The 25,815-nt window shown below is 47.4% G+C and carries 22 protein-coding genes and 1 riboswitch; of the genes, 9 read left to right on the forward strand and 13 right to left on the reverse strand.

Features of this window, described 5'->3' with window-relative positions; all coding sequences use genetic code 11:
- The first annotated feature begins 1 nt into the window (after position 1).
- Complete coding sequence (gene isdG, locus KAI37_RS21765) at positions 2-352, forward strand: heme oxygenase (protein ID WP_023990297.1); 351 nt, start codon at positions 2-4, stop codon at positions 350-352.
- Positions 353-571: 219 nt separating this feature from the next.
- Here isdG and KAI37_RS21770 read toward each other — a convergent pair whose 3' ends face one another.
- From KAI37_RS21770 to KAI37_RS21780, 4 genes are all read right to left on the reverse strand, one after another.
- Positions 572-1,582: an MBL fold metallo-hydrolase gene (locus KAI37_RS21770; protein WP_220030199.1), complete on the reverse strand. Its 1,011-nt coding sequence runs from the start codon at positions 1,580-1,582 to the stop codon at positions 572-574.
- Positions 1,583-1,793: 211 nt separating this feature from the next.
- Entirely contained in the window at positions 1,794-1,904 is a 111-nt protein-coding gene (gene cydS / locus KAI37_RS26810; RefSeq protein ID WP_007432143.1) for a cytochrome bd oxidase small subunit CydS family protein, read from the reverse strand.
- Between the two features lie 6 nt (positions 1,905-1,910).
- Positions 1,911-2,942 carry a cytochrome d ubiquinol oxidase subunit II gene (locus KAI37_RS21775; RefSeq protein WP_023990300.1) on the reverse strand — a complete coding sequence of 344 codons (1,032 nt, stop codon included), beginning with the start codon at positions 2,940-2,942 and terminating at the stop codon, positions 1,911-1,913.
- Positions 2,939-4,285 (reverse strand): cytochrome ubiquinol oxidase subunit I, encoded by a 1,347-nt coding sequence (locus tag KAI37_RS21780; protein ID WP_071642961.1) that lies wholly within the window; start codon positions 4,283-4,285, stop codon positions 2,939-2,941. The genes KAI37_RS21775 and KAI37_RS21780 overlap by 4 nt, the downstream gene beginning before the upstream one ends.
- Positions 4,286-4,636: 351 nt before the next feature.
- Between KAI37_RS21780 and KAI37_RS21785 the strand changes: the two genes are divergently transcribed.
- From KAI37_RS21785 to KAI37_RS21800, 4 genes are all read left to right on the forward strand, one after another.
- Positions 4,637-5,191: a MarR family winged helix-turn-helix transcriptional regulator gene (locus KAI37_RS21785; protein WP_071642963.1), complete on the forward strand. Its 555-nt coding sequence runs from the start codon at positions 4,637-4,639 to the stop codon at positions 5,189-5,191.
- A 90-nt stretch (positions 5,192-5,281) separates the two neighbouring features.
- Complete coding sequence (locus KAI37_RS21790) at positions 5,282-6,514, forward strand: MFS transporter (RefSeq protein WP_220030201.1); 1,233 nt, start codon at positions 5,282-5,284, stop codon at positions 6,512-6,514.
- A gap of 389 nt (positions 6,515-6,903) precedes the next feature.
- A complete protein-coding gene (locus tag KAI37_RS21795) occupies positions 6,904-8,037 on the forward strand; it encodes a virulence factor (protein WP_023990304.1) in 1,134 nt (377 codons plus the stop codon).
- 121 nt (positions 8,038-8,158) lie between these two features.
- Positions 8,159-8,361, forward strand: a riboswitch (Lysine riboswitch).
- Positions 8,362-8,495: 134 nt separating this feature from the next.
- Positions 8,496-9,962, forward strand: a complete 1,467-nt coding sequence (locus KAI37_RS21800) for an amino acid permease (protein ID WP_071642967.1) — start codon at positions 8,496-8,498, stop codon at positions 9,960-9,962.
- 117 nt (positions 9,963-10,079) lie between these two features.
- Here KAI37_RS21800 and KAI37_RS21805 read toward each other — a convergent pair whose 3' ends face one another.
- Both KAI37_RS21805 and KAI37_RS21810 read right to left on the reverse strand, forming a co-directional pair.
- Positions 10,080-11,447 (reverse strand): MFS transporter, encoded by a 1,368-nt coding sequence (locus KAI37_RS21805; RefSeq protein ID WP_071642969.1) that lies wholly within the window; start codon positions 11,445-11,447, stop codon positions 10,080-10,082.
- A gap of 47 nt (positions 11,448-11,494) precedes the next feature.
- On the reverse strand, positions 11,495-12,622 hold the full coding sequence (locus tag KAI37_RS21810; protein WP_220030202.1) for a transglutaminase domain-containing protein: 1,128 nt from the start codon (positions 12,620-12,622) through the stop codon (positions 11,495-11,497).
- Positions 12,623-12,902: 280 nt separating this feature from the next.
- On the opposite strand from KAI37_RS21810, the gene KAI37_RS21815 reads away from it, so the two are divergent.
- The 3 genes from KAI37_RS21815 to KAI37_RS21825 are packed head-to-tail and all read left to right on the forward strand — an operon-like array spanning position 12,903 to position 15,360.
- Entirely contained in the window at positions 12,903-13,148 is a 246-nt protein-coding gene (locus KAI37_RS21815; RefSeq protein WP_016820309.1) for a FeoA family protein, read from the forward strand.
- Complete coding sequence (feoB, locus tag KAI37_RS21820) at positions 13,139-15,148, forward strand: ferrous iron transport protein B (protein WP_220030203.1); 2,010 nt, start codon at positions 13,139-13,141, stop codon at positions 15,146-15,148. Before KAI37_RS21815 ends, feoB begins: the two co-directional genes overlap by 10 nt.
- Positions 15,149-15,183: 35 nt before the next feature.
- The gene (locus KAI37_RS21825; protein WP_080682954.1) at positions 15,184-15,360 is read left to right on the forward strand and encodes a FeoB-associated Cys-rich membrane protein; all 177 of its coding nucleotides are present in this window, start codon (positions 15,184-15,186) and stop codon (positions 15,358-15,360) included.
- A gap of 89 nt (positions 15,361-15,449) precedes the next feature.
- Here the strand turns inward: KAI37_RS21825 and xylB are convergent, their stop codons facing one another.
- Entirely contained in the window at positions 15,450-16,973 is a 1,524-nt protein-coding gene (gene xylB / locus KAI37_RS21830; RefSeq protein ID WP_071642977.1) for a xylulokinase, read from the reverse strand.
- Positions 16,974-17,151: 178 nt separating this feature from the next.
- Positions 17,152-18,468 carry a xylose isomerase gene (xylA, locus tag KAI37_RS21835; RefSeq protein WP_071642979.1) on the reverse strand — a complete coding sequence of 439 codons (1,317 nt, stop codon included), beginning with the start codon at positions 18,466-18,468 and terminating at the stop codon, positions 17,152-17,154.
- A 134-nt stretch (positions 18,469-18,602) separates the two neighbouring features.
- On the opposite strand from xylA, the gene KAI37_RS21840 reads away from it, so the two are divergent.
- A complete protein-coding gene (locus KAI37_RS21840; protein ID WP_071642981.1) occupies positions 18,603-19,775 on the forward strand; it encodes an ROK family transcriptional regulator in 1,173 nt (390 codons plus the stop codon).
- Between the two features lie 71 nt (positions 19,776-19,846).
- Here the strand turns inward: KAI37_RS21840 and KAI37_RS21845 are convergent, their stop codons facing one another.
- The 5 genes from KAI37_RS21845 to trxB form a co-directional block, all read right to left on the reverse strand.
- Positions 19,847-21,304, reverse strand: coding sequence for a glycoside hydrolase family 1 protein (locus KAI37_RS21845; RefSeq protein ID WP_220030204.1), 1,458 nt, complete (start codon positions 21,302-21,304; stop codon positions 19,847-19,849).
- Positions 21,305-21,319: 15 nt separating this feature from the next.
- A complete protein-coding gene (gene licT, locus KAI37_RS21850) occupies positions 21,320-22,156 on the reverse strand; it encodes a BglG family transcription antiterminator LicT (RefSeq protein WP_071644400.1) in 837 nt (278 codons plus the stop codon).
- A 50-nt stretch (positions 22,157-22,206) separates the two neighbouring features.
- A complete protein-coding gene (locus KAI37_RS21855) occupies positions 22,207-24,096 on the reverse strand; it encodes a beta-glucoside-specific PTS transporter subunit IIABC (RefSeq protein WP_071642986.1) in 1,890 nt (629 codons plus the stop codon).
- Between the two features lie 362 nt (positions 24,097-24,458).
- Complete coding sequence (locus KAI37_RS21860; RefSeq protein ID WP_007432162.1) at positions 24,459-24,689, reverse strand: glutaredoxin family protein; 231 nt, start codon at positions 24,687-24,689, stop codon at positions 24,459-24,461.
- Positions 24,690-24,746: 57 nt separating this feature from the next.
- Positions 24,747-25,688 carry a thioredoxin-disulfide reductase gene (gene trxB / locus KAI37_RS21865; protein WP_023990316.1) on the reverse strand — a complete coding sequence of 314 codons (942 nt, stop codon included), beginning with the start codon at positions 25,686-25,688 and terminating at the stop codon, positions 24,747-24,749.
- Positions 25,689-25,815 lie beyond the last annotated feature (127 nt).

The following is a 25,815-nucleotide window of genomic DNA, read 5'->3' on the forward strand; positions in this document are numbered from 1 at the left end:
TATGGTTATCGTTACAAATACATCTAAAATCACACCGGGCAATGCACATCTACTCATCGAAAGATTTAACAAAGAAGGAAAAGTTGAAAAAATGGAAGGTTTTCTCGGTCTGGAAGTGTTGCTAACTGAAAACACGAAGGATTATGAGGAAGTAACGATCAGTACACGCTGGAAAGAAAAAGAGAACTTCCAAGGCTGGACGAAAAGCGAAGCGTTCCGCGAATCCCATAGCCACCGGCAAATTCCAGACTATATTATTGAAAATAAAATCACGTTCTATGAAGTTAAAATCGTTCGTCATCCCATCGCCAACAGCGATTCCTCTTTGGCGAGTGATACGGAAGCAGTTTAATCCTGCATCACAGCCTAAAAACAAAAAAAGCGACTCCGCAGACAACATCATTTGTCCGCAGAGTCGCTTTGTTTATCAGGATTTTGCAAAATTCGATTCCAGTCGCTCCGAAGTACAAGATATAGACGAACTAAACCATTTCGATCTATATCTTATTCATTGGAAGTTGCTTATTGGAGTTTTGCAAAATCCTCTTATATAAGGATTATGTCGAATTCCTCAAATTGTAGTTGAGCAGCGACGTCCAATTTTCAGCGTCTCTCCGTGCCCCAGAACATGAATGCGTTCCTTCGAAATACCCATACGCTCACGCTCCGCTTCGAGACGATCCAGCGCCTCTCTTGGCGTATCATCCGCTAGCTTGAAGGCTCCGTAGTGCATTGGAATCATCTGATCTGCGCCGCAATCTACAAACCCCTGCAATGCCTCCTCCGGTGTCACATGCTGCGAGGTCATGAACCATTCCGGTTCATACGCACCAATCGGCATAAAGGTCAGGTCAATGGCAAAGCGCTCGCCAATCTCCTTAAACCCACGAAAATATCCGGTGTCTCCCACAAAATACAACGTCGGTGTATGCTCTGAATCTGTATTCGAATGAGGATGAGATTCCGTGACGGACGTGGCAGAGCCAATCACCTGCTGCTCATTTTGCAGAACGTATCCACCCCAATGTGAAGTATTCGTATCAAACGGCGTGCGTCGTGTCCAATGCTGGGCTGGAACAAACGTAAATCGTACCCCTCCTACCGTAAAATGCTCCCACCATTGCAGCTCATGACAGTTACGAAAACCTTTGCGGATCATTTTCGCCTTTAACCCCGTGGGTACGAGCATCAGCGTATCTGCACGATATAATTTCCGCAACGATTCTAAATGTAAATGATCATAATGTGAATGAGACAGCAGAATGATGTCCAGTGGTGGCACATCCTGAATACGAATGCCAGGCGGAGCCAACCTTTTATCAAAAGCCATACGCTCTGCCCATACCGGATCGGTGACGATATTCAGCCCAAGATACTGGATGAAAAAGGTGGAATGTCCCACCCAGGTGGCTGTCGCCATCTCCCGATTGCTATGCAGAAACTCCAGCTCCGGGGGATGGTTTGGCACAACGAACGTATAATCCTTTATTTTGCTGCGTCGCTCCTGCCGCCATTGTCTGAATTGCTTGATTGTTTTATCGGTATTTACTTGATCCATATTGTTAAAACGAACTTTGGGCATGATGCAGCTCCCTCCCTGATGAACCCGTTCTCCAAAAAACGCAGCGGTTCAATTTAACTATATATTGTCACTCGAGTGTGAACATAAAATGATGCAACATCCTGATATATGTAAAGTATAATTCAATCACGTCTGTAAAGGAAATTCTGCGATAATACAGCAAAAACAGACCTCCCGGATCAATCAGGAAGGCCTGTTCCACCTGTTGTTGTCAGTCTTGTGGATTTTTAAAGCGTGCCGAATAAATAAACAAAAACACAATCGCCACGACAATAATGATAGGTGACTCGTACATAATCGTAAAATGCTCGAATGCAGCCACTCTAACTCACCCTTTCTTCCCTTCATGTCCGCGCACATATTTTGCATCGAACAGAAACAATCTTAATATCAGGATCAGCGAAGGGATCAGCACCAGCAGACCCGCAACAAACGCCGTAATCAATGCATACGCCATCGTAGAATTTGTAAAGCTGTCGTAGACATTAATGTAGGGATACAGAACATACGGGAGATGCGAGCGGCCGTAGCCATACCAGGCAAATGCAAATTGCAGCATCACCAATATGAATGAAACCCCCAGATGCCGCCGCTGCCATACCAGATAAACTGCTCCTGCAAAGCATATGAAGGATGCAACAAACATCCAGGCTATGTTCAGCATATTGGTAAAATGATCTGGATTTTGTTTGTTAATCTGAAAAAATGCGAGCAGACTCGCCAAAATCGTAGGAGCACTCCAAAGCAACGCGTATCCTCGTACGATTTCGAAAGCAACCTTGTCCCCCGCCCTTTTGGCATAAAAGGACAAAAACATCGCCGAGATATACAATACACTCACCAGCGCCAGAATAATAACCGCCCACGTGTAGGGGTTGCTTAATAGCTGGCCCCATTGCAGATGAACACCTGTGCTGTTTTCTACAATAATGCCGCCCTCCGAAATAGCGAGAACTGTGGACAGTGCCGCCGGAATCAGCAATCCTGTCGCACCGTACAACGCCATGTAGACGATATTATTCTTACCGGAATGCCCATACGTATTGTATGCATAATACACTCCTCGGATGGCAAGAAGCACAATCGCAATACTGCCGGGAACGAGTAACGCCGTACCATAGTAATATGCCGCATCCGGGAAGAACCCGTTTAATCCCACCACAAAAAAGATGAGAAATACGTTTGTTACCTCCCACACCGGGGACAGATACCGTTGAATGATATTGTGGATTTTGTTCTGGTGGCCTGTTAACACACTGTAAAAGCTGAAAAACCCTGCACCAAAATCAATGGATGCCACAAGCAAATATCCGAACAGGAACGTCCACAAAATGGCGATACCTACAATCTCATAGCTCACTTGCCTTCAGCCCCTTCCAGGCCCAGCTGCCTTATCTCTTCCACCGCATCCTTATTGCGGAATAGCTTGCTGAGTACCTTAATGGCCGAGAAACACAACACCAGATACAAAATAACAAACAACACCAGCATCCACCCGACACTCGTAGAAGTGGTCGCTGCTTCGGAGACCTTCATATATCCGCGTAAAATCCACGGCTGTCTACCGACCTCCGCAAACATCCATCCGAGCTCAATAGCTACCATCGCCATCGGCCCCACCAGAATGAGCGCCAACAGCAGCCATCTGGGGTATGGTTTGCGACCTGGCAAACGCTTGCGGATCAGATATAACAGCGGAATGACGAGAATCAGCACCCCTGTGGTGATTTTGAGGTCAAACATATAATGGATAGACAGTGGCGGACGCTGATCTACGGGATAATCATTTAAGCCCTTGACCTCCGTACTGGGCAGGTTCCCGGCCAACACACTAAGTGCATAAGGCACTTTCAGCGCATACTTGATTTCACCGTTCTTATCCATATATCCGCCATATACGAAGGGCGCGTGCGTCATCGTATCAAAATGCCATTCGGCGGCTGCCAGCTTCTCTGGCTGATATTTCGCCAGAAATTTACCGGATGCGTCTCCAATCATCACGGTACTGATGGCAAACACAATGGTACAGGTGGCAGTCAGCTTCAGCGCCTTTTTGAAATAAGAGTGATTACGTCCCCTCAGCATACTGTAAGCAGCCAGTCCCATCAGCACCCCAGCGCTCAATGTATACGAAGAAGCCAGTACATGAGAAACTTTGGTCGGGGTAGCCGGATTTAGCATGGCCTGGATGGGATGAATATCAGTCATGACTCCATTTTTGAGTGTAAAGCCTTGAGGTTGGTTCATGAACGAGTTCACAGTCGTAATAAAAACCGCTGAAGCAGATGAGGCAATCGCTACCGGGATGAGCAGCATCAGGTGAAAATATTTACTTTTAAACCGATCCCAGGTATACAAGTAGATGCCCAGGAATATAGCTTCGATGAAAAAAGCAAACGTCTCCAAAAACAGAGGCAGCGCAATCGCTTGTCCAGCCACCCGCATAAAGGTGGGCCAAAGCAAGCTGAGCTGTAGACCAATGGAGGTGCCTGTAACGACACCCACGGCAACGGTAATGACAAACCCTCGCGCCCACCGTCGGGCCAGCAGTGTATAATGCGGATCACCGGTTCGCAGCCCACGCCATTCTGCTAGTGCAATCATTAAGGGTACGCCAACGCCGATGGATGCAAATACGATATGAACAAACAGGGTAATTCCGGTCAGCATCCGGCTTAGCAATACAGGGTCCAATGAAGACAAATGGGTTTCACTCCTTCATTTCACATTTTAAACATCGCGGATCACTCTGGATTACCAACTAAGGAGTCAAGCGAGCTATGCTTTTAATTACGGCATATAGCATAATGGCCGCAATTACTATACATACAATAATGAGCGTTCTTTCCTGCTTGCGGAACATAGGAACGCCTCCTTCACTTATCTATTGGCGCAATTTGGTAACCTATTCACAGTTTGGTTCATTCTTCCGAGTTTTAACCCTGCTTCTGCATTGAATGTAGCCGTATTTCTTTTTAGATATTGTCTTATGCATTTCAATACGTTATATTGATATATAATTAGATAACCTAATTATATGAAAAGAGTGAACTTATGCCACCAAAACAAAGTAAGGGGGACACCGTCCAGCAACCCCTTCCACGTCTGGGTCCAGAACCTTATCTGGAGTTAATGGATCAAACTGCCCTTGCAGGAACGGACCGACAACTTGCCCGCATTGGTCTCTTCTTGCTGTGGACGGGTGATAACGTGCTGGACGCGATCGATCTAGATCTATCTGCCTACGGCCTCACAGAGAGTAAGCTAGATCTGTTGTTGCTGTTGACACTGCACCAATCTCAGGCTCAGATGAGCCCCTCTATGATTGCCGACCGTCTAGGAATCCGTCGTGCATCTGTTACATCAATCTTGGACTGGACAGAGCAACGAGGATGGATTATCAGAGAACATAATTCTACAGATCGACGCAAAATTCACGTACGCATTACAGAAGCGGGGACTCATCTTGTACAGCAGGTGCTTCCTGTATTTTGGTCTTCCTGTGCTTCTCTAGCGAGTATTTTGGAGCCAGAGGAGCAGGTCGTTTTTTCGCGGATTATAGAAAAAATCCATCATCATATGGAAAGCAGATTGGGGGTGGGCAGATAAATTTTTTTAAACATATAATTAGGTTATCTAATATAATTAATTGCGCGTATCAACAAGCTGCTTATTTTATGATCAAGGAGTGTTCAACTGATGAGTAAATTACGAACCAATCATACCGTTATACAGAAAGAAAATGTGGCTCTCCCTTATGCATGGATGACTGTAATCCTATGCTGGTCAGCGGTTGCAGTTATGTCCAGCCTGTATGTGACAATCCCTTTGGTCCCTCTTTTTGCTAAAGTGTTTGGAAAAACGCTTGCTGAAGCAGCCCTGCCGGGCAGTATCTTTTCCTTAGGCTTTGCGGTGGGATGTCTTGTTTATGGTGGATTGTCTGACCGCTTTGGACGAAAGCAGGTTATCGTCACCGGACTGCTCGCATTAACGATTATTTCGTTATCCATCGGCTTAACCAGTCAATATTCTGTATTAGTTACACTGCGCTTACTTCAGGGTTTAGCTGCGGCCACCTTTTCTCCCGTTGCTCTTGCATACGCTGTCGATATGTTCCCGACCGAAAAACGGGTAACGGCTATCGGCTTTATCAGCACCGGTTTTCTAGTAGCAGGCATCGCTGGTCAGGTATTTAGTATTGTCATTAGCGAACAAATGGGGTGGAGTACGGTATTTCGGATGCTAGGCATTTTATATGCAATTACCTTCCTAATCGTCCTTTTTTTCCTGCCTAAAACCCCCTCCCCTCAACGAGGTGTTCGTATTTGGTCAGCTTTCAGTCAGTTAGGGACCGTTCTGCGCTCGTATCCTTTATGGTTAAGCTATACGGTTGCTTTTGTTCTCCTGATGTCCTTTGTGAGCATGTACACGGTTTTGGGTAGCTATCTTGGCGGCCCTGAATTTGGCCTGAATAGCCGACAGATGCTTTATGTCAGATCCGCTGGTATCATCGGCATGCTCCTTTCACCATTCGCCGGAAAGCTAGCCCAGAAATATGGTGTGGACCTTATATTACGTACAGCCCTTATTCTTTCCATTCTGAGTTTGGCGCTGATGGGAATGACACACTCTCTTATGACTATCGTGGTATTGAGTGTATGCTTTGTCAGCGGCATTGCCCTGAGTGTTCCTTCACTCATAGCAATCGTCGGCCAGCTCGGCGGTGCAGCGAGAGCTATAGCTGTCTCACTATATACCTTCATCCTGTTTGCCGGTACAAGTCTAGCTCCTGTGCTTTCCATTCGCTTGATGGATAATGGCGGTAATCAGACAACTACATTTATGCTGCTGGCAGCTGTTCTGTCTCTAGGCTTTATCGCCTCCCTGCTCATTCGCAGCCACCAGAACGATCCGCTGAAGCGGAATGCATAGACAGCATCAAACTATAAACCGAACTTAAAAGCTACCTATAGTGCCACTGCGCAGTCGGATGGTGCTTCCCATCGCCACCGCCCCCGGATTTCTAGAATAAAGCCTATGATTAGGGTAGAAATCCGGGGACAAAAGCGACCACTACGCTTGTACAGCACCATTCCGCCTACTCCGTTTTCATGTTAATTTTTCGAGTTTGGCTTATATAGCATCCTGTTTTTATTAAAAAAACTCCATATTCATCAGCCATGTTTACATGAATTAGTGTGAGATATGTCATTGAGTTTTCCTCGGAAACACGAACTTCTCTTTGGAGACATTCGCAGAATGAGTTACAATACAGATAAGCTATATATGGAGAACTTTTGAACAGGAGGCTGTACTGAGCTATGAAAATAACATCTATCGAGCCAACTCCCAGTCCGAACACCATGATGCTGCATCTGGATGAGCGACTGGAAGCGGGTATCCGCAGAACATATACACGGGACAATGAGCGTTCCGCTCCCCCATTTATCCGGCGCATGTTGGGCATTGAAGGGGTCAAAAGCGTGTTTCACACGACCGACTTTGTTGCCCTTGACCGCAAAGGGAATGCAGACTGGTCCACCATTTTGGGTCAAGTCCGGGATCGGCTAGGCGAGGAAGGCGCTGACGCCAATTGGGATTTGCCTGAGGAAACCTCTGGAGAAGCATTTGGCGAGGCACAGGTCTTTGTGCAATTTTTTCGCGGCATTCCTATGCAAATTCGAGTCAAGGCGGGGCAGCAGGAGGAACGAATTTCCTTGTCCGATCGCTTTGTGCAAGCCGTTACCCGTGTAGCGAGTGCAACGCTGATTAAGGAACGCAAGCTGAGTGATTACGGCGTCCGCTATGGTGAACTGCCGGACATTGCACGCGAGGTCGAGCAGGAATTGGAGGCAGCCTTTCCACAAGAGCGGCTGGAGCAGATTATCCAACAGGCGATTGCCCACGGCGCAAACAACAGCGAATTCGTAGAGGAACGCCGCGAGTGGAGCGATGCCGAGCTGGGGCAGGCCCTGCAGCACGAGGATTGGCGCACACGCTACGCTGCGCTGGATCGGCTGGAACCGACGCCCGAGCATTTGCCGCTAATCCGGCAAGCGCTGCATGACGACAAAATGCAGCTGCGGCGGCTGGGCGTCGTCTATCTGGGCGATATTCGCTCACCGGAGGCGATGGATCTGCTAGCCGAGGCGCTGCGCGATCCTTCAGCGGCAGTACGCCGCACCGCAGGCGACACGTTGTCGGACATCGGCGACCCGGTCGCTACCAGCGCAATGATCGGAGCCCTGTCGGATAGCAGCAAGTTGGTGCGCTGGCGGGCGGCACGTTTTTTATACGAGGTTGGAACCGAGGATGCGCGTGATGCGCTGGAGAAGGCCGTCGATGATCCCGAATTCGAGGTCAGTCTGCAGGCTAAAATGGCGCTGGAGCGCATCGAATCAGGTGAACAAGCCGCGGGCACAGTTTGGCAGCAGATGGCCAAGCGGAACTCTTAATTTAAGATTCTACGAGTGATTTTCAAAAAATTGTCGATTGTCAGAAGATATACAGGTACGATATACTGTAGTTCGCTATACAATAAAATATCATGTCATACACCTCATCAACCCTGTTTTATGATGAGGTAGAGGTCGCGGATGTAATCAGTACACTGGAGGAGACGATAAGAGCCGTCTGAGATTCCAGTGGAAAGGTACACCCGCCGAAGTATGCGGAGCTGACTCTTTGTAAATACTCCGAATGCTGGGGCTGCTAACCGAAAGGAGCAGAACTGTCACACGCTGTCCTAACACAGACACGTGTGTTGAGCTATCTTGTTATAGAAGAAGGTATGGTGCGGAATGCATAGACAAGACCGCAGGCGTATTCCCTGCGGTTTTTTGATTTATATACTCCCCCTCCTTCTGGCTCTTGCCCTGACATGAAATACAATTTCATGAAGGAGTGTTTGAACGTGCAACACAAAGCAACACCTGACGCAACCTTGCGTAAAAGTCTCAAAGCCCGCCATATGACGATGATCGCCCTCGGCGGCTCTATCGGAACAGGCCTGTTCCTCGCCAGTGGAGGCGCGGTTGCCGAAGCTGGACCCGGTGGTGCCCTGCTGGCTTATGCAGCAGTTGGTCTCATGGTCTACTTCCTCATGACCAGCCTTGGTGAGTTGGCTACATTTATGCCTGAATCTGGCTCTTTTAACACCTATGCAGGTCGCTTCGTCGATCCGGCTTTTGGTTTCGCCATGGGCTGGAACTTCTGGTACAACTGGGCGGTGACGATTGCTGCCGAATTGGCAGCAGCGACCGTGCTCATCAAATATTGGTTCCCGGAAAGCCACTCTGCCTGGTGGAGTCTGTTATTCCTAGCCGTAATCTTCGCGCTCAACGCGTTGACCGTTAAAGGCTACGGTGAGTCTGAATACTGGTTCGCCATGATTAAAATTGTGACCGTGGTCATCTTTTTGACTGTAGGTGTGCTGATGATCTTTGGCATTATGGGTGGTCCTGCGATCGGCTTTGCCAACTTCACGGTAGGAGACGCCCCGTTCCATGGCGGATTCTTTGCTGTATTGGGCGTATTCATGGCAGCGGGCTTTTCCTTTCAGGGAACGGAGCTGATTGGGGTAGCCGCTGGAGAGAGCGAAAATCCGCGTGAAAATGTGCCGCGCGCCATCCGTCAAATCTTTTGGCGCATCCTGTTCTTTTATATTCTGGCGATTCTCGTGATTGGATTGATCATTCCGTACACCAATCCGAATCTGCTGCGGGGAGATATCAGTGACATCGGGGTCAGCCCGTTCACGCTCGTATTTGAAAAAGCAGGGCTTGCGATTGCTGCTTCTGTTATGAACGCCGTTATTTTGACTTCCGTATTGTCGGCAGGTAACTCGGGTATGTACGCGGCGACTCGGGTACTGTACGCTTTGGCACGGGAAGGTAAAGCCCCGCGTTTCCTCGGACGTATCAATAGACGCGGTATTCCTATGAACGCGCTGCTGATCACGACCGCTGTCGGTATGCTGGCCTTTCTCGCCTCTCTGTATGGAGACGGTGTAGTCTATAACTGGCTGCTGAATGCCTCCGGAATGTGCGGATTTATTACGTGGGTCGGGATTGCGGTCAGCCATTATCGTTTCCGCCGTGCCTTTACTGCACAGGGTCACAGTCTGAGTGAGCTGCCATACAAAGCCCGCTGGTTCCCGTTTGGGCCGTTGTTCGCCTTCGCTCTGTGTATCATTGTCATTATCGGGCAAGGGGCGGATGCCTTCACCGGACAGGAAATTGATTGGAAAACGATGATCGCTACGTATATGAGTGTGCCGCTGTTCCTTCTGCTGTGGCTCGGCTACAAATGGATCAAACGTACTAAAATCGTTCCGTTAAAAGAATGTGATTTGAGTCCGGATGCTTCTTCGGATAAATAATAGAAAACAGTAAAAAAGCCCGTCTCCACATATCAGGGAAAACACGCTGGTAAACCTGGTCCAAGACCGTTTATCCGCATTTTCACCTGTATATGCCCGGAGACGGGCTTTTTCTGTTTATTTGGAAGAAGAAGCTGACAAAGACATGGATAAGGCACGACGACTAAAAATACCGTATATAACAGCAATCAGCGTCAGCACTGCAGAAAACAAGTACAAATTAACGATGCCCAGATGATCTGCAATCCAGCCCATTAACAGCAGCGATATACAAAAGGTCAAACTTGTCAGTGTGGCCTGGGCAGACAGCACCTTGGGCAAATCATGTACGGACACACTCATTTGCATCATCGTGCGGCGGGATACGACGGACATTTCCGCAGGTAGTCCCATCAACAACACGATAAGCAGCGTCAGCGGCGGTAATGTGTTCAGTGCATACCACGCTGTCAGCAGCCCGTAGCCTACCATCCCCGCCAGCATGGCGGGCAGCAGTCTGCGCTGCAAATGCTTGACGCAAGCGAGGACAACGATGCCGCCGCCAATCGCTCCTGCAAAATACGCTGCATTGATGTATCCCCACCATGCCTCGCTCTTGTGCAAAACCTGCTGAGCGAAAGCAAGTGTGAACGCGCCTACCCAAACCGAACCCCCTAGAAGGTCAATCATATCCATAAAAATAAGAGCTTTCAGTCTGCGACTGGCTCCGATGAGGCTCCAGCCTTCACGGAGTATTTCCTTTTTACGTTTGGGAGGTAGTGCGGGGCTCTCTGATTCCGGGCCATACAGTGTATCTTCCAACTGTGCAGGAGGCAAGTCATGATGCCCTTGCCCGGACTCAGATACAGCTTCGGAAACTGAGACATCTCCACCTCGCACCTTTGTTCCAGGTTGCAGCAAATAATGGGCTTTGCCCTCTAGTGGATCTCGAATCAGGCTGGTGAAGATCATTGCTACCATATACAGCCCGCCAGCCACCAGTAGTGTTTTTTCTGAGCCTAGCATGGCTACGAGCACACCACTAAGCCCCCACCCCGCTAATTGCACCGTCTGATCGCTGACCGATACCAGACTATTTGCCCGCATGAGTCCTTCCCCAGACGCAAGGCGGGGAATCAGCGCATTACGCGCAGGCGTGGTCCATCCGTCCAGAAAGGACATGGCTGCCACCAACGTAAACACCATCACCCATATCGGCTCCGTACCCGCTGACCACAAGTGGCCCAGCAGAACAGCAAAGAAAGCCAATTGCCCGAACTGAGAAACGAATAAAATAAAAGGAAGCTGGAATCGGACCAAAATGAGCGGTGCTAAAAAGCCGCTGATCATCTGTGCCCCCATTCGCAGCAACGGGACGAGTACCGAAGAGAAGATCGAGTCCGTTTCATGAAAAACCAGAGACACAAGTGCCATAATGTAAAGAATGTCGGCCGCATTGGACATAGTCTGCGTGCCAAGCAAGTAGGTAAAGGAACGCTTGTGCATATAAATAGAATACTCCTTTGTTAATGTAGCTTTTTACAGCAAGATGATTAGGTCCATTTCAGGGTTACACGAAGATTGCCGGTACTTCCTAGATCCGTAATTTGATAAGAAATGGATTTCAAACCGAGTTGATATAAGGATTGTAAATCCTCCTTGAGACTTCGCTCCGTTCCCTGATAGGCAAAGGTAAGTGTTGTCCCTCCCTTATTTACAATCTTACGCACCTGTTCCTTAATGTCGGCGGATGTTTTAACCAGACCCTTGCCGTCTTGCAGCGGATATTCGAGGGTATTGTACAGTTTTTGATACACAGCAGCCTTTGATCCTCCGGTAGCCACCAGAACTGATAAGGTTTCACGATACGATGTATTCGCCTGAGGATACGGCTTAACCCATGAGTGATCCCGCCGCATTTCGGTATCCGTCAACAGATAATATGAAGTGCTTACCTCGTTCGCGCGATCCGGGGTTGGATCATCCCATGTCGTATCCATGTGATACCATCGACCATCTAATAAAACAAGATTCCAGGCATGCAGCTGGCCCCCTGCTCTTCCTTCCACAATCCGGTTCGTAATGCCTGCACGTTCCAGCATTTTATAGGCCAGCAGTGAATAACCCTGACAGACCGTGCTTCCCGTTTTTAGGCCATCATAGGCTGTGTACTTTTGCTGTGTTTCATCATACTTCAGGCGAACGACGATCCAATCATGAATGGCCTTTACCTTCTCATGATCCTTCATTCCCTTCGTAATAATATCCCCCAGCACTGCTTTAACTGTGCTATCCACATATGCTGTCTGTTCCTTCGTCTCCCGGTAGCTTAAACGAATCGTAACCTGAGCGGAGGTCGTTGTGCCTGTATAGCTGAATGCGTAGCTTTTGATCGTATAATTGACATACGGATCACTCTCCATGGCCTGTTGGATGGCCATCTGTAATTGTTGCTTGAGACCGTTCACTCGCCCTTGATATGTAAAGGTCAGCGTTTCACTCCGCGTAGCCATTGCCTGTAAAAGCTTGTTCTGAAGCTGCTGCGATGATACGGATGGAGCCGGCTTGGTCGATGCCGCATACACATTGCTGCCCCACTCCACAGCCTGCGGCAGCAACACAGCCAGCGCTGCACCCGCAACCAGACATTTTACAAGCCTAACCCCGATTTTTCTGTTCATACAGAGCGTTCCTGCCCTTCTTAGCATAGTTGTAAACAGCTATATCTTACCATAAAAACAGTTGCCCCAAACGCTCTAGTTTTGTCGGTTGCAGACGAGTAAGGGTGCAGTTCAAGACAGGTTGTGACATCATACTCGCCTATATAACAGATGGGACAACGAGCAGACTTGTCGTTCGCAGAGAGTTTTATCACAGCAATCTAGGTTTCCTCATGATATGGTACTGGCATCGGAAGTAAATGATATTGATTCTCATTCTAGATCAGAAAGGCTGAGTACCATGCCAGAATGTATCTCACTCCTTCGTACGCCACTGGGTCAGACTGTGCGCTTGCAATCTCTTGCCCCTCTTCATCCCTCATTGCGCCGCCGTTTAACAGATATGGGCATCAACGAAGGTTCCATCATACGGTTAAAGAAAATCAGTTTATTGGGCGGTCCTATCGTCATTGAATGCAACGGCCAGCTGGTCGGCCTCCGCCAAAATCAGGTGAAACAACTGGAGGTTGTTCCAACATGGACATGATCGCTCTATTCGGTAATCCCAACACAGGAAAAACCTCATTATTCAACAAGCTGACTCGTACGTATGCAGAAGTAGGAAACTGGTCCGGCGTCACAGTGGAAAAGAAAACAGGAATCCTGCGTGACAAGTCCGCCGTATTGGTGGATTTGCCGGGCGCCTATTCTTTACTCCCTCTTTCGCTGGATGAAGGTGTCGCAACCCGATATTTGCTGGAAGAACCTCCTACGGCCCTGATCAACATCGTGGATGCCTCCCAGCTCCAGCGCAATCTCTATCTGACCGTACAACTACTGGAGTATGGCCGTCCGCTTGTACTTGGCTTAAACATGACTGACGTAGCCGATGCCACTGGTCTTCGCGTAAACAAGGAATTGTTAGCCGATCAATTGAACGTCCCCATCATTCCTATGGTGGCGCGTACAGGCAGTGGAAGTAAGCAAATGCTCGCTTCTCTTCGGGAGGTAAGACGTACATCCAATGCTTTTCAATTGGACTACGGTCCTGTCGTTGAAGCTGCCATTACGGATATTTGCAACTTGCTGCCAAATGCACCTGTGCCGCAACTGCGGTGGGCCGCACTGCAATGTCTGGAAAACAATCCTGTGGTCATGGAATGGATGACGAATGAGGTACAGCGTGAACAAGTAACTGCTCGCATCCACCGTTGCGAGGAAGAACTTCTCGGTGAAGGCCATGCCATCACCCCTGCTCAGCATATTCGTTCTGTACGAACCGCATGGATTGCTGATCTGTGCACCAAGGCACTCGACACCTCCAAACTCAGACCGCACAGCTTGACGGATAGGCTGGATTCACTATTAACTCACCGATATCTGGGGATTCCGATCTTTTTGCTGCTGATGTACGCTACCTTCAAGTTCACCTTCGATTGGGCGGGTACGATCCTTTCAGATATGCTGGATGGATTTTTTTCAGGGACACTCAGCACTTGGATTTCTGAGTTACTCGTTCACTTGAACGCGTCCGCTTTTACGCAAAGTCTAGTCGTGGACGGCATCGTTGCTGGAGTCGGGGGTGTGCTTGTTTTTCTGCCTCAAATTGCTATTTTATTTCTGATAATTTCAGTGATCGAAGACTCCGGATATATGGCACGGGTCACGATACTAATGGATCGCCTAATGCAAGCCGTAGGCTTGAACGGGAAAAGCTTCATTCCCTTCATCATCGGATTTGGCTGCAATGTCCCTGCGATTATGGCGGCACGCACCATTGAACAGCCCAGAGAACGTCTCATTACAACGTTGCTGGTGCCCTTTATGTCGTGTTCGGCCCGCCTGCCGGTATATGCGTTGTTTGCGGGTGTGTTTTTCCCAACACATGCGGCAAGCATCATCATGCTGATGTATGTGTTAGGAATCATCGTTTCACTTATACTTGCCAAAATTTTTTCCAAAGTATCCATTTTGTCGGGTGAGCCCTCCCTCTTCATCGTGGAACTTCCTCCCTATCGAGTGCCGCAGGCTCTTACACTATTCCGCAGCACATGGGAGAAGGTCAAAGGCTTCGTCCGTAAAGCCGGAACCATTATTCTTGCAGGTTCCGTTGGCATCTGGCTCTTGTCCAATTTTGGTCCGCAGGGCTTCGGGGCAGACATGGATGACAGCCTGCTTGCCACCGTTGGAGGTTGGTTCGCTCCATTACTGGCCCCTCTCGGTTTTGGCACCTGGCAAGCAGGTGCTTCCCTGCTCACGGGCTTTATGGCCAAGGAAGTTGTCGTATCAACGATGAATATTATTTACCACGTTCCTGATATGCAGGGACTTGAACTACAAGTCAGACAGGCCTTTACACCGCTTGCTTCTTTTAGCTTTATGGTGTTCATTCTGTTGTATGTTCCGTGTCTGGCTACGGTAGCGGTCATTCGTAAAGAAACCCTTTCGTGGCGTTGGACCGCATTTTCTGTAATCTATCCTTTGACCGTCGCATATATCATCGCCGTCTTAATCTATCAATGTGGCAGATTATTAGGTTGGGGTTAAGTCAGGCCCACAGTAAATAGAAGGAAGTGGATTCCATGATCAATATCATCATTTTACTGGTGATCCTCGGTTATAGTGCGTGGGTGCTGGTACGATTTTTGCGAAAAAGCCGTCAAGGCGCCTGTGCGGGGTGTTCGTCGAGCAAGTCATGTCCTGGCTGTGCCGGGAGTTCTATGAATGAAGATCATGCAAAAATCAAGAAAAGTATTTAATTCAAACTCATCATCACATGAAAAAAGCGGCTCCGGGGGTTTCTTACACCCGAAGCCGCTTTTTATTTTACGCTTAAAGCTCACCGTATTCACCGATATACTGCCAAATGCTCACTTAGCTCTCGCGTGTGCAAGTAAACTTCACGGTATAGCTCGTATAGGCCTTCATACCGTGCCACACGTTCCGGGTTCGGTGAATATCTCGCTGCTTCACGCAGAAAAGCTTCAGCACACGCTTGCAGAGATTCAAACCAGCCACTACCATAAGCAGCCAGCATGGCCGCTCCCAAGGCAGGTCCCTGCTCACTCTCCAGCTTAATGATATCCGCGTTAAAAATATCTGCCTGCATTTGCAGCCATGCCTCATTACGCGCACCGCCGCCGATGGAAATCACTTCATTCACCGTTTTACCCGTTCCTCTGAGAATATCAATGGATTCCTTGAGCGAAAACGTAATTCCCTCCAGTACCGCCCGTGTAAAATGCGCAAGCTTATGCCCCGCATCCATCCCGATAAAGCTGCCTCGAATGGTTGCATCCGGATGAGGTGTACGTTCGCCGACGATATAAGGCGTGAACAGCAACCCTTGGCTGCCCGGTTCAATAGAGTTCACATCTGCCAACAGTGCATCAAAAGAATGCTCTGGTGCAAAGGTATCCTTAAACCAAGTCAAGCTGTATCCTGCCGCGAGCGTAACCCCCATAATATAATAAGCATCCTGCTCACTATGATTAAAAAAATGCGCCCGCCCCTGCACATCAATATCCTTGCGTTCCTCATAAGAAAGTACAACCCCTGATGTGCCGATGCTGCACAGGGTGCGGCCTTCGCTCAAAATGCCGGCGCCAATCGCACCACATGCGTTGTCCGCACCACCTGCAAAGACCTTCGTTTCAGGCGAAAGCCCGCTCTGCTCCGCAATCTCCGGCAGTAGCGTACCCGTCTGATCAAAGGATTCCACCAGCGGTGGGAACAGCGATAATGGTAGATCAAACGCAGCAGCGATCTCTTTGCTCCACTGCTTGTTCGCAATATCGAGCAGCAGCGTGCCCGCCGCATCCGAATACTCCATCGCCAGCTCTCCTGTCAGACAATAGCGTACATAATCCTTGGGCAGCATAAAATGGGCCGCACGGGCCAGCACATCTGGCTCATGCTCCTGCACCCACAGCAGCTTGGGCAGCGTGAAACCTTCCAGTGCTCGATTACGTGCGATGCGCAGCAGCTCAGGTCCGAGCTTTTCTTCAATACGACGGCATTGTGCTGTTGTACGCGTGTCATTCCACAAAATAGCGGGACGAAGCACCTTGCCTTCCTTGTCAGTCAGCACAAGCCCGTGCATCTGTCCCGAAAAGCTAATGCCGTCTACGGCATCCGTACCGCCGATTCCGGCCTTCTCCACAAGCTGTTTCAGTGATGCTAACGTGCCACTGACCCAGTCCTCGGGATGCTGTTCGCTATACCCTGCCTTCGGCTGATGGAGCGGATAAGACTGTGAGGTTTCATAAGCTACCTGCCCCTTGCGGTTAACCAGCACCGTCTTGACCGCGCTGGTACCCAAATCTACGCCGATGACATAGCGCTCCTGCTCCTGATTTAGCTTTTCCTGCATTGGAGTTCCTCCTTCCCTGTTATCGCACAGCCCTTATTACATCAGGATTTTGCAAAATTCGATTCAGTCGCTCCGAAGTGCAAGATATAGACGAACTAAACCATTTCGATCTATAACTTGTTCATTGGAAGTCGCTTATAGGATTTTTGCAAAATCCTCACATATATATGTTCTAGCACTAGTCAGCCAAAATGTATTGATTTAATGTTGCTTTCAGATATTCCTGACGACCGGATACATTTTTGCGTGGTGTTTCGTTCGCCAGAGCATATTCAGCCAGAGAAGCAAGCGTTGCTTTTCCGGATACGATGTCTGCTCCAATACCTTCTTTAAAGCTGCTATAGCGCTTCTCAATAAAGTCTTCAAACACACGATCCTCGATCAGTTTGGCGGCTACCTTCAGTCCCTTCGCATACGTGTCCATACCTGCGATGTGTGCAAGGAACAAGTCTTCTGGCTCAAATGATGCTCTGCGCACCTTGGCATCAAAGTTGATGCCACCGCGGCCCAAGCCTTCATTTTGCAGCACTTCATACATAGTCAGTGTGGCATCATACAGATCAAGCGGGAATTCATCCGTATCCCATCCCAGAAGTAAATCTCCCTGATTTGCATCCAGTGATCCCAGCATGCCGTTAATCCGTGCTACACGTACTTCATGATCAAAAGTGTGACCCGCCAAAGTTGCATGATTAGCTTCCAGATTAAGCTTGAAATGCTTATCCAGATCGTATTTTTGCAGGAAGGCAATCGTTGTCGCCGCATCAAAATCATACTGATGTTTCGTTGGTTCCTTCGGTTTTGGCTCAATCAGGAATTGAGCGTCAAAGCCAATTTCATGCGCATAGTCTACAGCCATATGGAACATCCGTCCCAAATTGTCCTGCTCCAGCTTCAAGTCCGTGTTCAGCAGTGTTTCGTAACCTTCACGGCCTCCCCAGAAAACATAGTTATCTGCGCCCAGACGTTTACCTACTTCAAGTCCCTTTTTAATCTGAGCAGCTGCGTGTGCGTACACATCTGCATTGCAAGTTGACGCAGCTCCATGCATATAGCGTGGATTGCTAAACATGTTTGCTGTGTTCCACAGCAATTTTTTCCCCGTAGCTTTCATTTGTTCCTCAATCAGGTCCACGATAGTATCCAGATTGTTGTAAAATTCCTTCAATGAAGCGCCTTCTGGTGCAATGTCCACATCGTGGAAAGCGAAATAAGGTAAATTCAGCTTATCCAGCAATTCAAAGGCAGCTTCCACACGTGCCTTCGCCAAATCCAGTCCTTTAAACTTGGACCATGGACGTTCCGCTGTCTCCAAACCAAAAGGATCGGAGCCGCCTGCAACCAGTGTATGCCAATAGGCCATGCTAAAACGCAAATGCTCCTCCATCGTTTTTCCCGCTACAATTTCCTGAGGATTATAAAATTTGAATGCAAAAGGATTGTCGGATTGCTTGCCCTCAAAGTTAATTTTAGATACCTGTTCGAAATAAGCCATTATAAGTTCCTCCTTTGTAGTAAACGTTTACAAAAATGATTCTAACACAGCCAAAAGACTTTGTCTATTGCTTAAACTAAGTTTGTTTTTATGATATAATATCAGGAATCACACCAACAGGAAGTGAATTAACCATGAATGTCACTGGAGATCAGGCGCTTGTCAAAAAGCTGAATAAATCCATTGTGCTGGAGCGTATTCGCCTTCATGCTCCGTTATCTCGGGCACAGTTATCCAGTCAAACTGGATTAAACAAGGCCACCGTTTCCAATCTGGTGGCAGAGCTCATCACCGATGGACTTGTGTATGAGACGGGATTAGGGGAATCCAGCGGCGGGCGTAAGCCTTTAATGCTGCTGTTCAACAGCCGTGCAGGCTTTGTATTCGGTATCGAGGTGAGCGTACAGTACATTAGAGGCGCCCTGACCGATCTGGCAGGTACCATTGAAACTGAGCTTACCCTTGCCCTAACCCAGCATGATCCTGCCTTTATCATGAAACAGATTCGAAAGCTCGTTCAGGAGCTCATGCAGCTCACTCCTCCCTCCCCTCATGGTATCGTCGGTATTGGGCTGGGGGTACCAGGTATGGTGGATGAAACCGGAACCGTTTTGTTCGCACCCAATCTGGGCTGGGAAGAGGTTCCGCTGCGGCAGCAACTTGAGGCCGAGCTAGGTCTGCCCGTCGTAGTGGATAACGAAGCCAACGTCGGCGCACAGGGCGAGTTGTACTATGGGATGGACGGTAATCACCGACAGCTGGTGCGGGATCTGGTCTACATCAGTGCAGGGTCCGGGATCGGGGCCGGGATTATTATTGACGGCAAACCGTATCAAGGAGCTTGGGGGTACGCCGGAGAGACGGGTCATATGACCATTGATTGGAACGGACGGCTCTGCTCCTGCGGTAGTCGCGGCTGCTGGGAGCTCTATGCTTCGGAGAAGGCGTATGTAGCATCCACATTGAAACTGCCTGCACATAATACAGCGGAATTACTGCCGTTTGCTCAGCAAGGTGAAGCGAGTACATTAAGCGTCCTTGGTGATATTGGGCGATATCTGGGTGTGGGTGTTACCAACATTGTGAACAGCCTCAACCCCGGAATGCTTATCATCGGCGGTCCACTGGCGGAAGCCAGACCCTGGTTGGAGCAAAGTATGCGTGAAGTGATTGACGAACGTGCTCTGCCCTATCACCGTCGGCAACTACAGATTCGTTTCTCCACGCTTGGCAGCCGTTCGACGATGCTAGGTGCCGCTTATGCAGCAACCGCTCCTTTTCTCGGGCGTGTGCGCGTATCCTTATAAGAAAAGAAGCGTACGGGAACACTTAGGTTCCTGTACGCCCACTTTTCTCGGGATTTTGGAAAATCCCCTTCTTACAACCCGTTATTGGAGATAACATCCTTATACCAGTAGAAACTCTTTTTTCGTTTTCTTTCAAGTGTCCCATTACCGTCATTGTCTTTGTCCACATATATAAATCCGTATCTTTTTTCCATTTCAGATGAGGAATAACTGACCAAGTCGATCGCTCCCCAGCTGGTGTAGCCCATGAGTTCAACCCCGTCTAGAATCGCTTCATGCATTTGTTCAAAATGTGCACGGAAGTAATCAATACGGTAATCATCCTGAATACTACCATCTTCCTCCAACTTGTCGTATGCCCCCAAACCATTTTCTACAATGAACAATGGCACTTCATAGCGGCTGTACAGCTCATTCAGAGAGAGTCTCAAGCCGACCGGGTCAACCTGCCAGCCCCAATCACTCGTTTCCAGATAAGGATTTTTAACGCCGCCAATCGTATTGCCACTGACTTTTTCCATGCCTTCACTATACGCACTAGCAACCAACGACATATAGTAACTAAAGGAAATAAAATCCACCGGATGCGTTCTCAAAATTTCATCGTCACCCTCGAGCTTTTCAATCACGATTTCCTTTTCACGGAAGAAGCGTTTCATATAATGGGGATACGCTCCACGAACCTGTACATCCGTAAAAAAATAGTTGAACTGATTATCTTTAAATGCTGCCAAAATATCCTGCGGATTACAGGTGTGCGGATACGTCGTTAGCCGGGTTAACATACAGCCGATTTTAGAATCCGGAATGATTTCGTGGCAGTATTTTACGGCCAGAGCACTAGCTATAAATTGATGATGCAGACCCTGATAAACCGCTAGCTCTACATTTTCAAAGCGCTCTGGTAAAATACCACCGCTCGTAAACGGATGGCGCACAATACTATCTATTTCATTAAAAGTGATCCAGTGCTTTACTTTGTTTTGGTATCTTTTAAATACAGTCTTACAAAAATGGATAAAGAAATCTACAACTTTCCGTTGGGTCCAGCCCCCGTAATGGTTTACAAGATACATCGGCATTTCGTAATGGGACAGGGTGACAAGTGGCTCTATCCCGTTTTTATGCATTTCATCAAACAGCCGATCATAAAATTGCAGTCCAGCCTCGTTGGGCTTGTCCTCATCTCCGTTGGGGAAAATACGCGTCCAAGCAATAGAAACTCGCAACGTTTTAAATCCCATTTCACCAAACAATGCTAAATCTTCGGGATAGCGGTGATAAAAATCAATTCCCTGACGTTTGGGATAATCATGATCTGACGTGTCCTGCATCGCCTTTTGGATATGTTCCTCAGTCATTGAATTGTGTTTTTTATAGTCAGCTTTGCTCACATTCTTTTTGTAAATAGCCATATCTGCTGTAGATATCCCTTTACCATCGACATTCCAGGCGCCCTCTACCTGATTTGCGGCTATCGCTCCTCCCCATAAAAAGCCTTTCGGAAATGTTCTTTTTATTTCTGTCATCTCTAGCTCCTCCTCTTAATTTCTGCTTATGACTCGTTTTAAGTGAATGATCAGATACATAAGTTCTTCATCCGGGATCAAAAGTTCGAATTTGGCTTCAATATATTGTTGAATCGATAACGCACACTTCTCTTCTTCAGGGTACTTGTTCACAATTTGGCTCATTAATTCTGGATCTTGAGAATCCAGCATTTTATGTTCGAGTAATCTCTGAACAAAAAATTGAAGGTGCGTTAGAAAACGCGAATAGTTGATGCTGTGGGTATCCAGTTCGATTTGGTAATGCAGTTTAATGATGTTCAAAATGTCTTTGACCGTATTGGTCATCAATAAAACCTGGTTCATATTGTTATCGGTCTGTTGAGCATTAACCAAATGAAAGGCAATATTCGCCGCTTCTTCCTCAGGCAGATCTAGACCGATACGCTTTTCAATCAAGGTGAGCGCATACAAGCCAATACCGAACTCTTCCGGATAAAACTTTTTGACCTCCCACAGCATCCGATTCTGAATCTTTATATTTTCTTTAAATCGTTTGGTCGCCATATACAGATGGTCTGTCAGGGATACATATAAATGCTCACTCAAGTGACTGGATAGTGCATTTTTGGCATAAGATATGATTTCGTCTGCCAGAATCAAATACTCTTTGGGTGTTTCCTTCATTAGCGCTGTCAGATCGGAAGACATGCTTTCATTTTCAAGTACATATATCTTTTCAATCTCGTTCTCATCGACGAAGTCACCAGGTTTGCTTTTAAAGCCGATCCCTTTCCCCATCACGATAATTTCTTTGTGATCCTCACGTTTGGCAAGAACAATACTCGTATTGAGAACTTTAATTACTTTCATATCCAGCGACATCTCACTTTCCAGGCTTGATTCCCCCAACAAACACAATGTTAAAGTACAGTAATTAGAGGCTTCTCCGGCCCTGTCTTTTCTGAACTTTCATGACCCATGATTTCCAGATAGTCCGCCGTGTTGGTCACAATAATCGGAGTTATCGTATCATACCCCGCCCTTTGTATAGCTTCAAGTTCAAATTCAATCAGAAGTTGTCCATGCTTAATTTCGTCCCCTTCCTGTACATGCACAGTAAAATGCTGGCCTTTCAGCTTAACGGTATCCAAACCGATGTGAATGAGCAGCTCTACGCCTTCAACTGATTTTAAGGCTATGGAATGCTTGGTACGGAATACATTTATTACGATGCCGTCAAAAGGTGCAACCACTTTTCCGCTACTTGGTTGAATAGCCATCCCTTTGCCCATCGCTTCCTGAGAGAATGCTTCATCTTTGACCTGCTGTAAGGGAATTACGGTGCCCTCCACAGGTGCGAAAATAACGGTTTTAGATTTGAAGCTTTTACTTATGTTTTGTGCTTTAGCAGGCTCGGGGCGAGTTTCTATTTTAGCCGGTTCGGTAACCGTATCTTGAAAGCCGATCACATAGACTGCAATAAACGTCACAATGATCGAAATGGCCATCGTAATAAGCGCATATACCAGGTTAGAGTGATCTTCACTGATAAACATCGGCAGTGATGCAAAACCTGGACCCACAGCTGCATAAGCTTTTAAATTCATAAGACCTGCAAATAGCCCGGCAACCCCGGCTCCAATCATACAGGCGAACAGTGTTTTTTTCAGGCGTAAATGTACGCCATACAAAGCGGGTTCCGTAATGCCGAATACCCCTGAAATACCTGCGGACAAAGCAATTTGTTTGAACTTGGGATCTTTCGTTTTCAGCGAGACGGCAAATGCACCCGCGCCTTGGGCCATATTGGAAGCCAACATGGCAACCAGTACCAATGTTTCATATCCTGGTGAAGCCAGCGCAGCAAAAATAATAGGATAGAATACTTTGTGCATGCCGAACATGACGATTAGCGGCATCACGATAGACATCAATACGACTGTAAGCCAGCCGATTCGTTCCTGAATCCAGAATACACCGTTGGACATACCTAAACCCAAATACGTACCTAGAGGTCCTAAGGCAATGAGAGAAACAGGTGCGACAATCAGAATGACGATTAATGGTTTTAGAAATATTTTCACAGGTCCGGGAGAGATTTTATCAGCAAATTTCTCAATGTATGACATAAGCCATATGGTCAAAATAATAGGAATAACGGAAGTAGCGTATTGTACCGATGCTACGGGCAGGCCCGCAAATGTGACAGCTTTCTCACCTCCTAGCAAACTGATTAAGTTCGGATGAAGTAGCACACCCCCTAGGAGTACGGATACGAATGGATTAGTCTTGAATTTCTGCGCGCTGGAGAAAGCCAGCAGCATAGGCAGAAAATAAAATGCCGCATCCGAGATTACACTTAGGATCATATATGTTTGGCTTTCCTTGCTCATGATTCCGGTTACTGTGCATAGCAAGAGCAGTGCTTTTAACATCCCTGATGCAGCAATGGCCGGAATAATGGGCTGGAAAATACCTGCAATCATACTCGCAAAACTATTGAACAATCCCTTAAAGCTTCGATCCATCTTCACTTTTTCGGTTTCATCGGAAGACGATTGATTCGGGTCCAGCAATTTGACTAGCTCATTGTAGACATAGCCTACATCATTTCCTATAATGACCTGATATTGTCCACCGCTATTCACGGCTCCCATAACTCCGTCCAAAGCTTTAATTTCATCTGTTTGTGCCAATTCCGGCTTACGAAGCGTCATCCGCAATCGAGTAGAGCAATGAATGACACTGTTAATATTATCGTTCCCGCCCACTTTGTTAAAAATGGCTTGTGCGATATCTTTATAATTCATGAGTTACACCTACCTTCTTAAAATAAGGAACAAAAAAAGACCTAAAAAGGGTAGGGAAAAATATCCTACCCAATCTAGGTCTTGCCTGCCGAACAGTAACACGCCTTTATTGGATATTGTGCTATTTAGTTAATTAGAAGTCATAATTGATGGTATTGATGAATTGTTACATAAAAGCAACCCGGGTTTTAAGCGCTTACAATTAAAATATAGCACCTATTATCTACAGATGCAATACTTTTCGACAAAATTCTCACTTTGTAAAAAGAAGTAAAAAGACCCCCATCGCAGCATGTAACTGCAATGAGGGTCTTATTAAACCATATGGCGATCATAGGACCGTCATCTGCTGTTAGGTTGGATTAAGCGTTCAACACTTTTTCAAACTTGGTTTTGTTCATACCGGAAATACGTTCTTCCCCGATCAAAGTCAATGGAACGGCACGAATGCCCATATCCCAAACCTCTTGAGCAAAAGCTTCATTGGTTTCAATGTTGCGTTCTTCGTACTCCACGCCTTTTTCACTCAAGTAGCTTTTTACTTGACGGCAATGCGGGCAGTTTGTCGATGTGTATACAATTGCTTTTTCCATGAATATCACCTCATCATTTATTTTGTTAATCATATTTATTCATACTTAAACGGAATATTACAGGGCCAAAGCGCTGTGCTCCAGGCTTTCGATGTATTTCTCGCTGTCCATAGCAGCCATGCAGCCACTACCTGCTGCGGTAATTGCTTGTCTGTAGCGTGTATCCTGTACGTCGCCACAAGCGAATACGCCTGGCACGTTTGTTTCGGAAGTACCCGGATTTACGACGATATAACCGTTCGCATCCGTTGTAATTTGCCCCTCTAGGAAGCCTGTATTCGGATGATGACCAATCGCCACGAATACGCCGCTAACTGTAATGATCTCCTCTTCGCCTGTTGCATTATTCAGCACTTTCAAGCCAGTGACTCCGTTCTCGTCAGCGATCACTTCTACAGGAGTACGATTAAGCGCCCATTCAATTTTGTTGTTCGCACGAGCACGATCCTGCATAATTTTGGAGGCGCGCATTTCTTCACGACGATGCACCAACGTTACTTTGGAAGCAAAACGAGTCAGGAAATTGGCTTCTTCCAATGCAGAGTCTCCACCGCCGATGACAACAATTTCTTTGCCACGGAAAAAGAAGCCGTCGCATGTTGCGCAAGTGCTTACGCCACGTCCGATATTATCCTGTTCACCGGGAATACCCAGATATTTGGCAGTCGCCCCTGTGGAAATAATCAGTGTATCGGTAACCAGTTCACCCAAACCTTCTACATCCAATGTAAATGGACGAGCAGTTGTGTCTACCTTGTTTACCCAACCTGTGCGGAATTCAGCGCCAAAACGCTCCGCTTGCTTACGCATATTATCCATCAAATCGGGCCCCATGATTCCTTCAGGAAAACCTGGGAAATTTTCGACTTCCGTAGTCGTGGTTAATTGTCCGCCTGGCTGTGGTCCTTCGATCACCAGTGGGCTCATGTTAGCGCGTGCCAGATAAATTGCAGCAGTCAAACCGGCAGGGCCAGTACCTATAATAATGGACTTGTACATATCTTGGTTCCTCCTAAAATATCATAAGTATTATATAACGAGTTTTCGGAACCGGGCGCTGGGCAGATGCATATACTCTAAAAGTAATTCCGCCAGAAGCTTATCCCAAAATGTGGACACCCGGATA

It is taken from the genome of Paenibacillus sp. S25 (assembly GCF_019454085.1).
Lineage (GTDB): Bacteria > Bacillota > Bacilli > Paenibacillales > Paenibacillaceae > Paenibacillus > Paenibacillus polymyxa_B.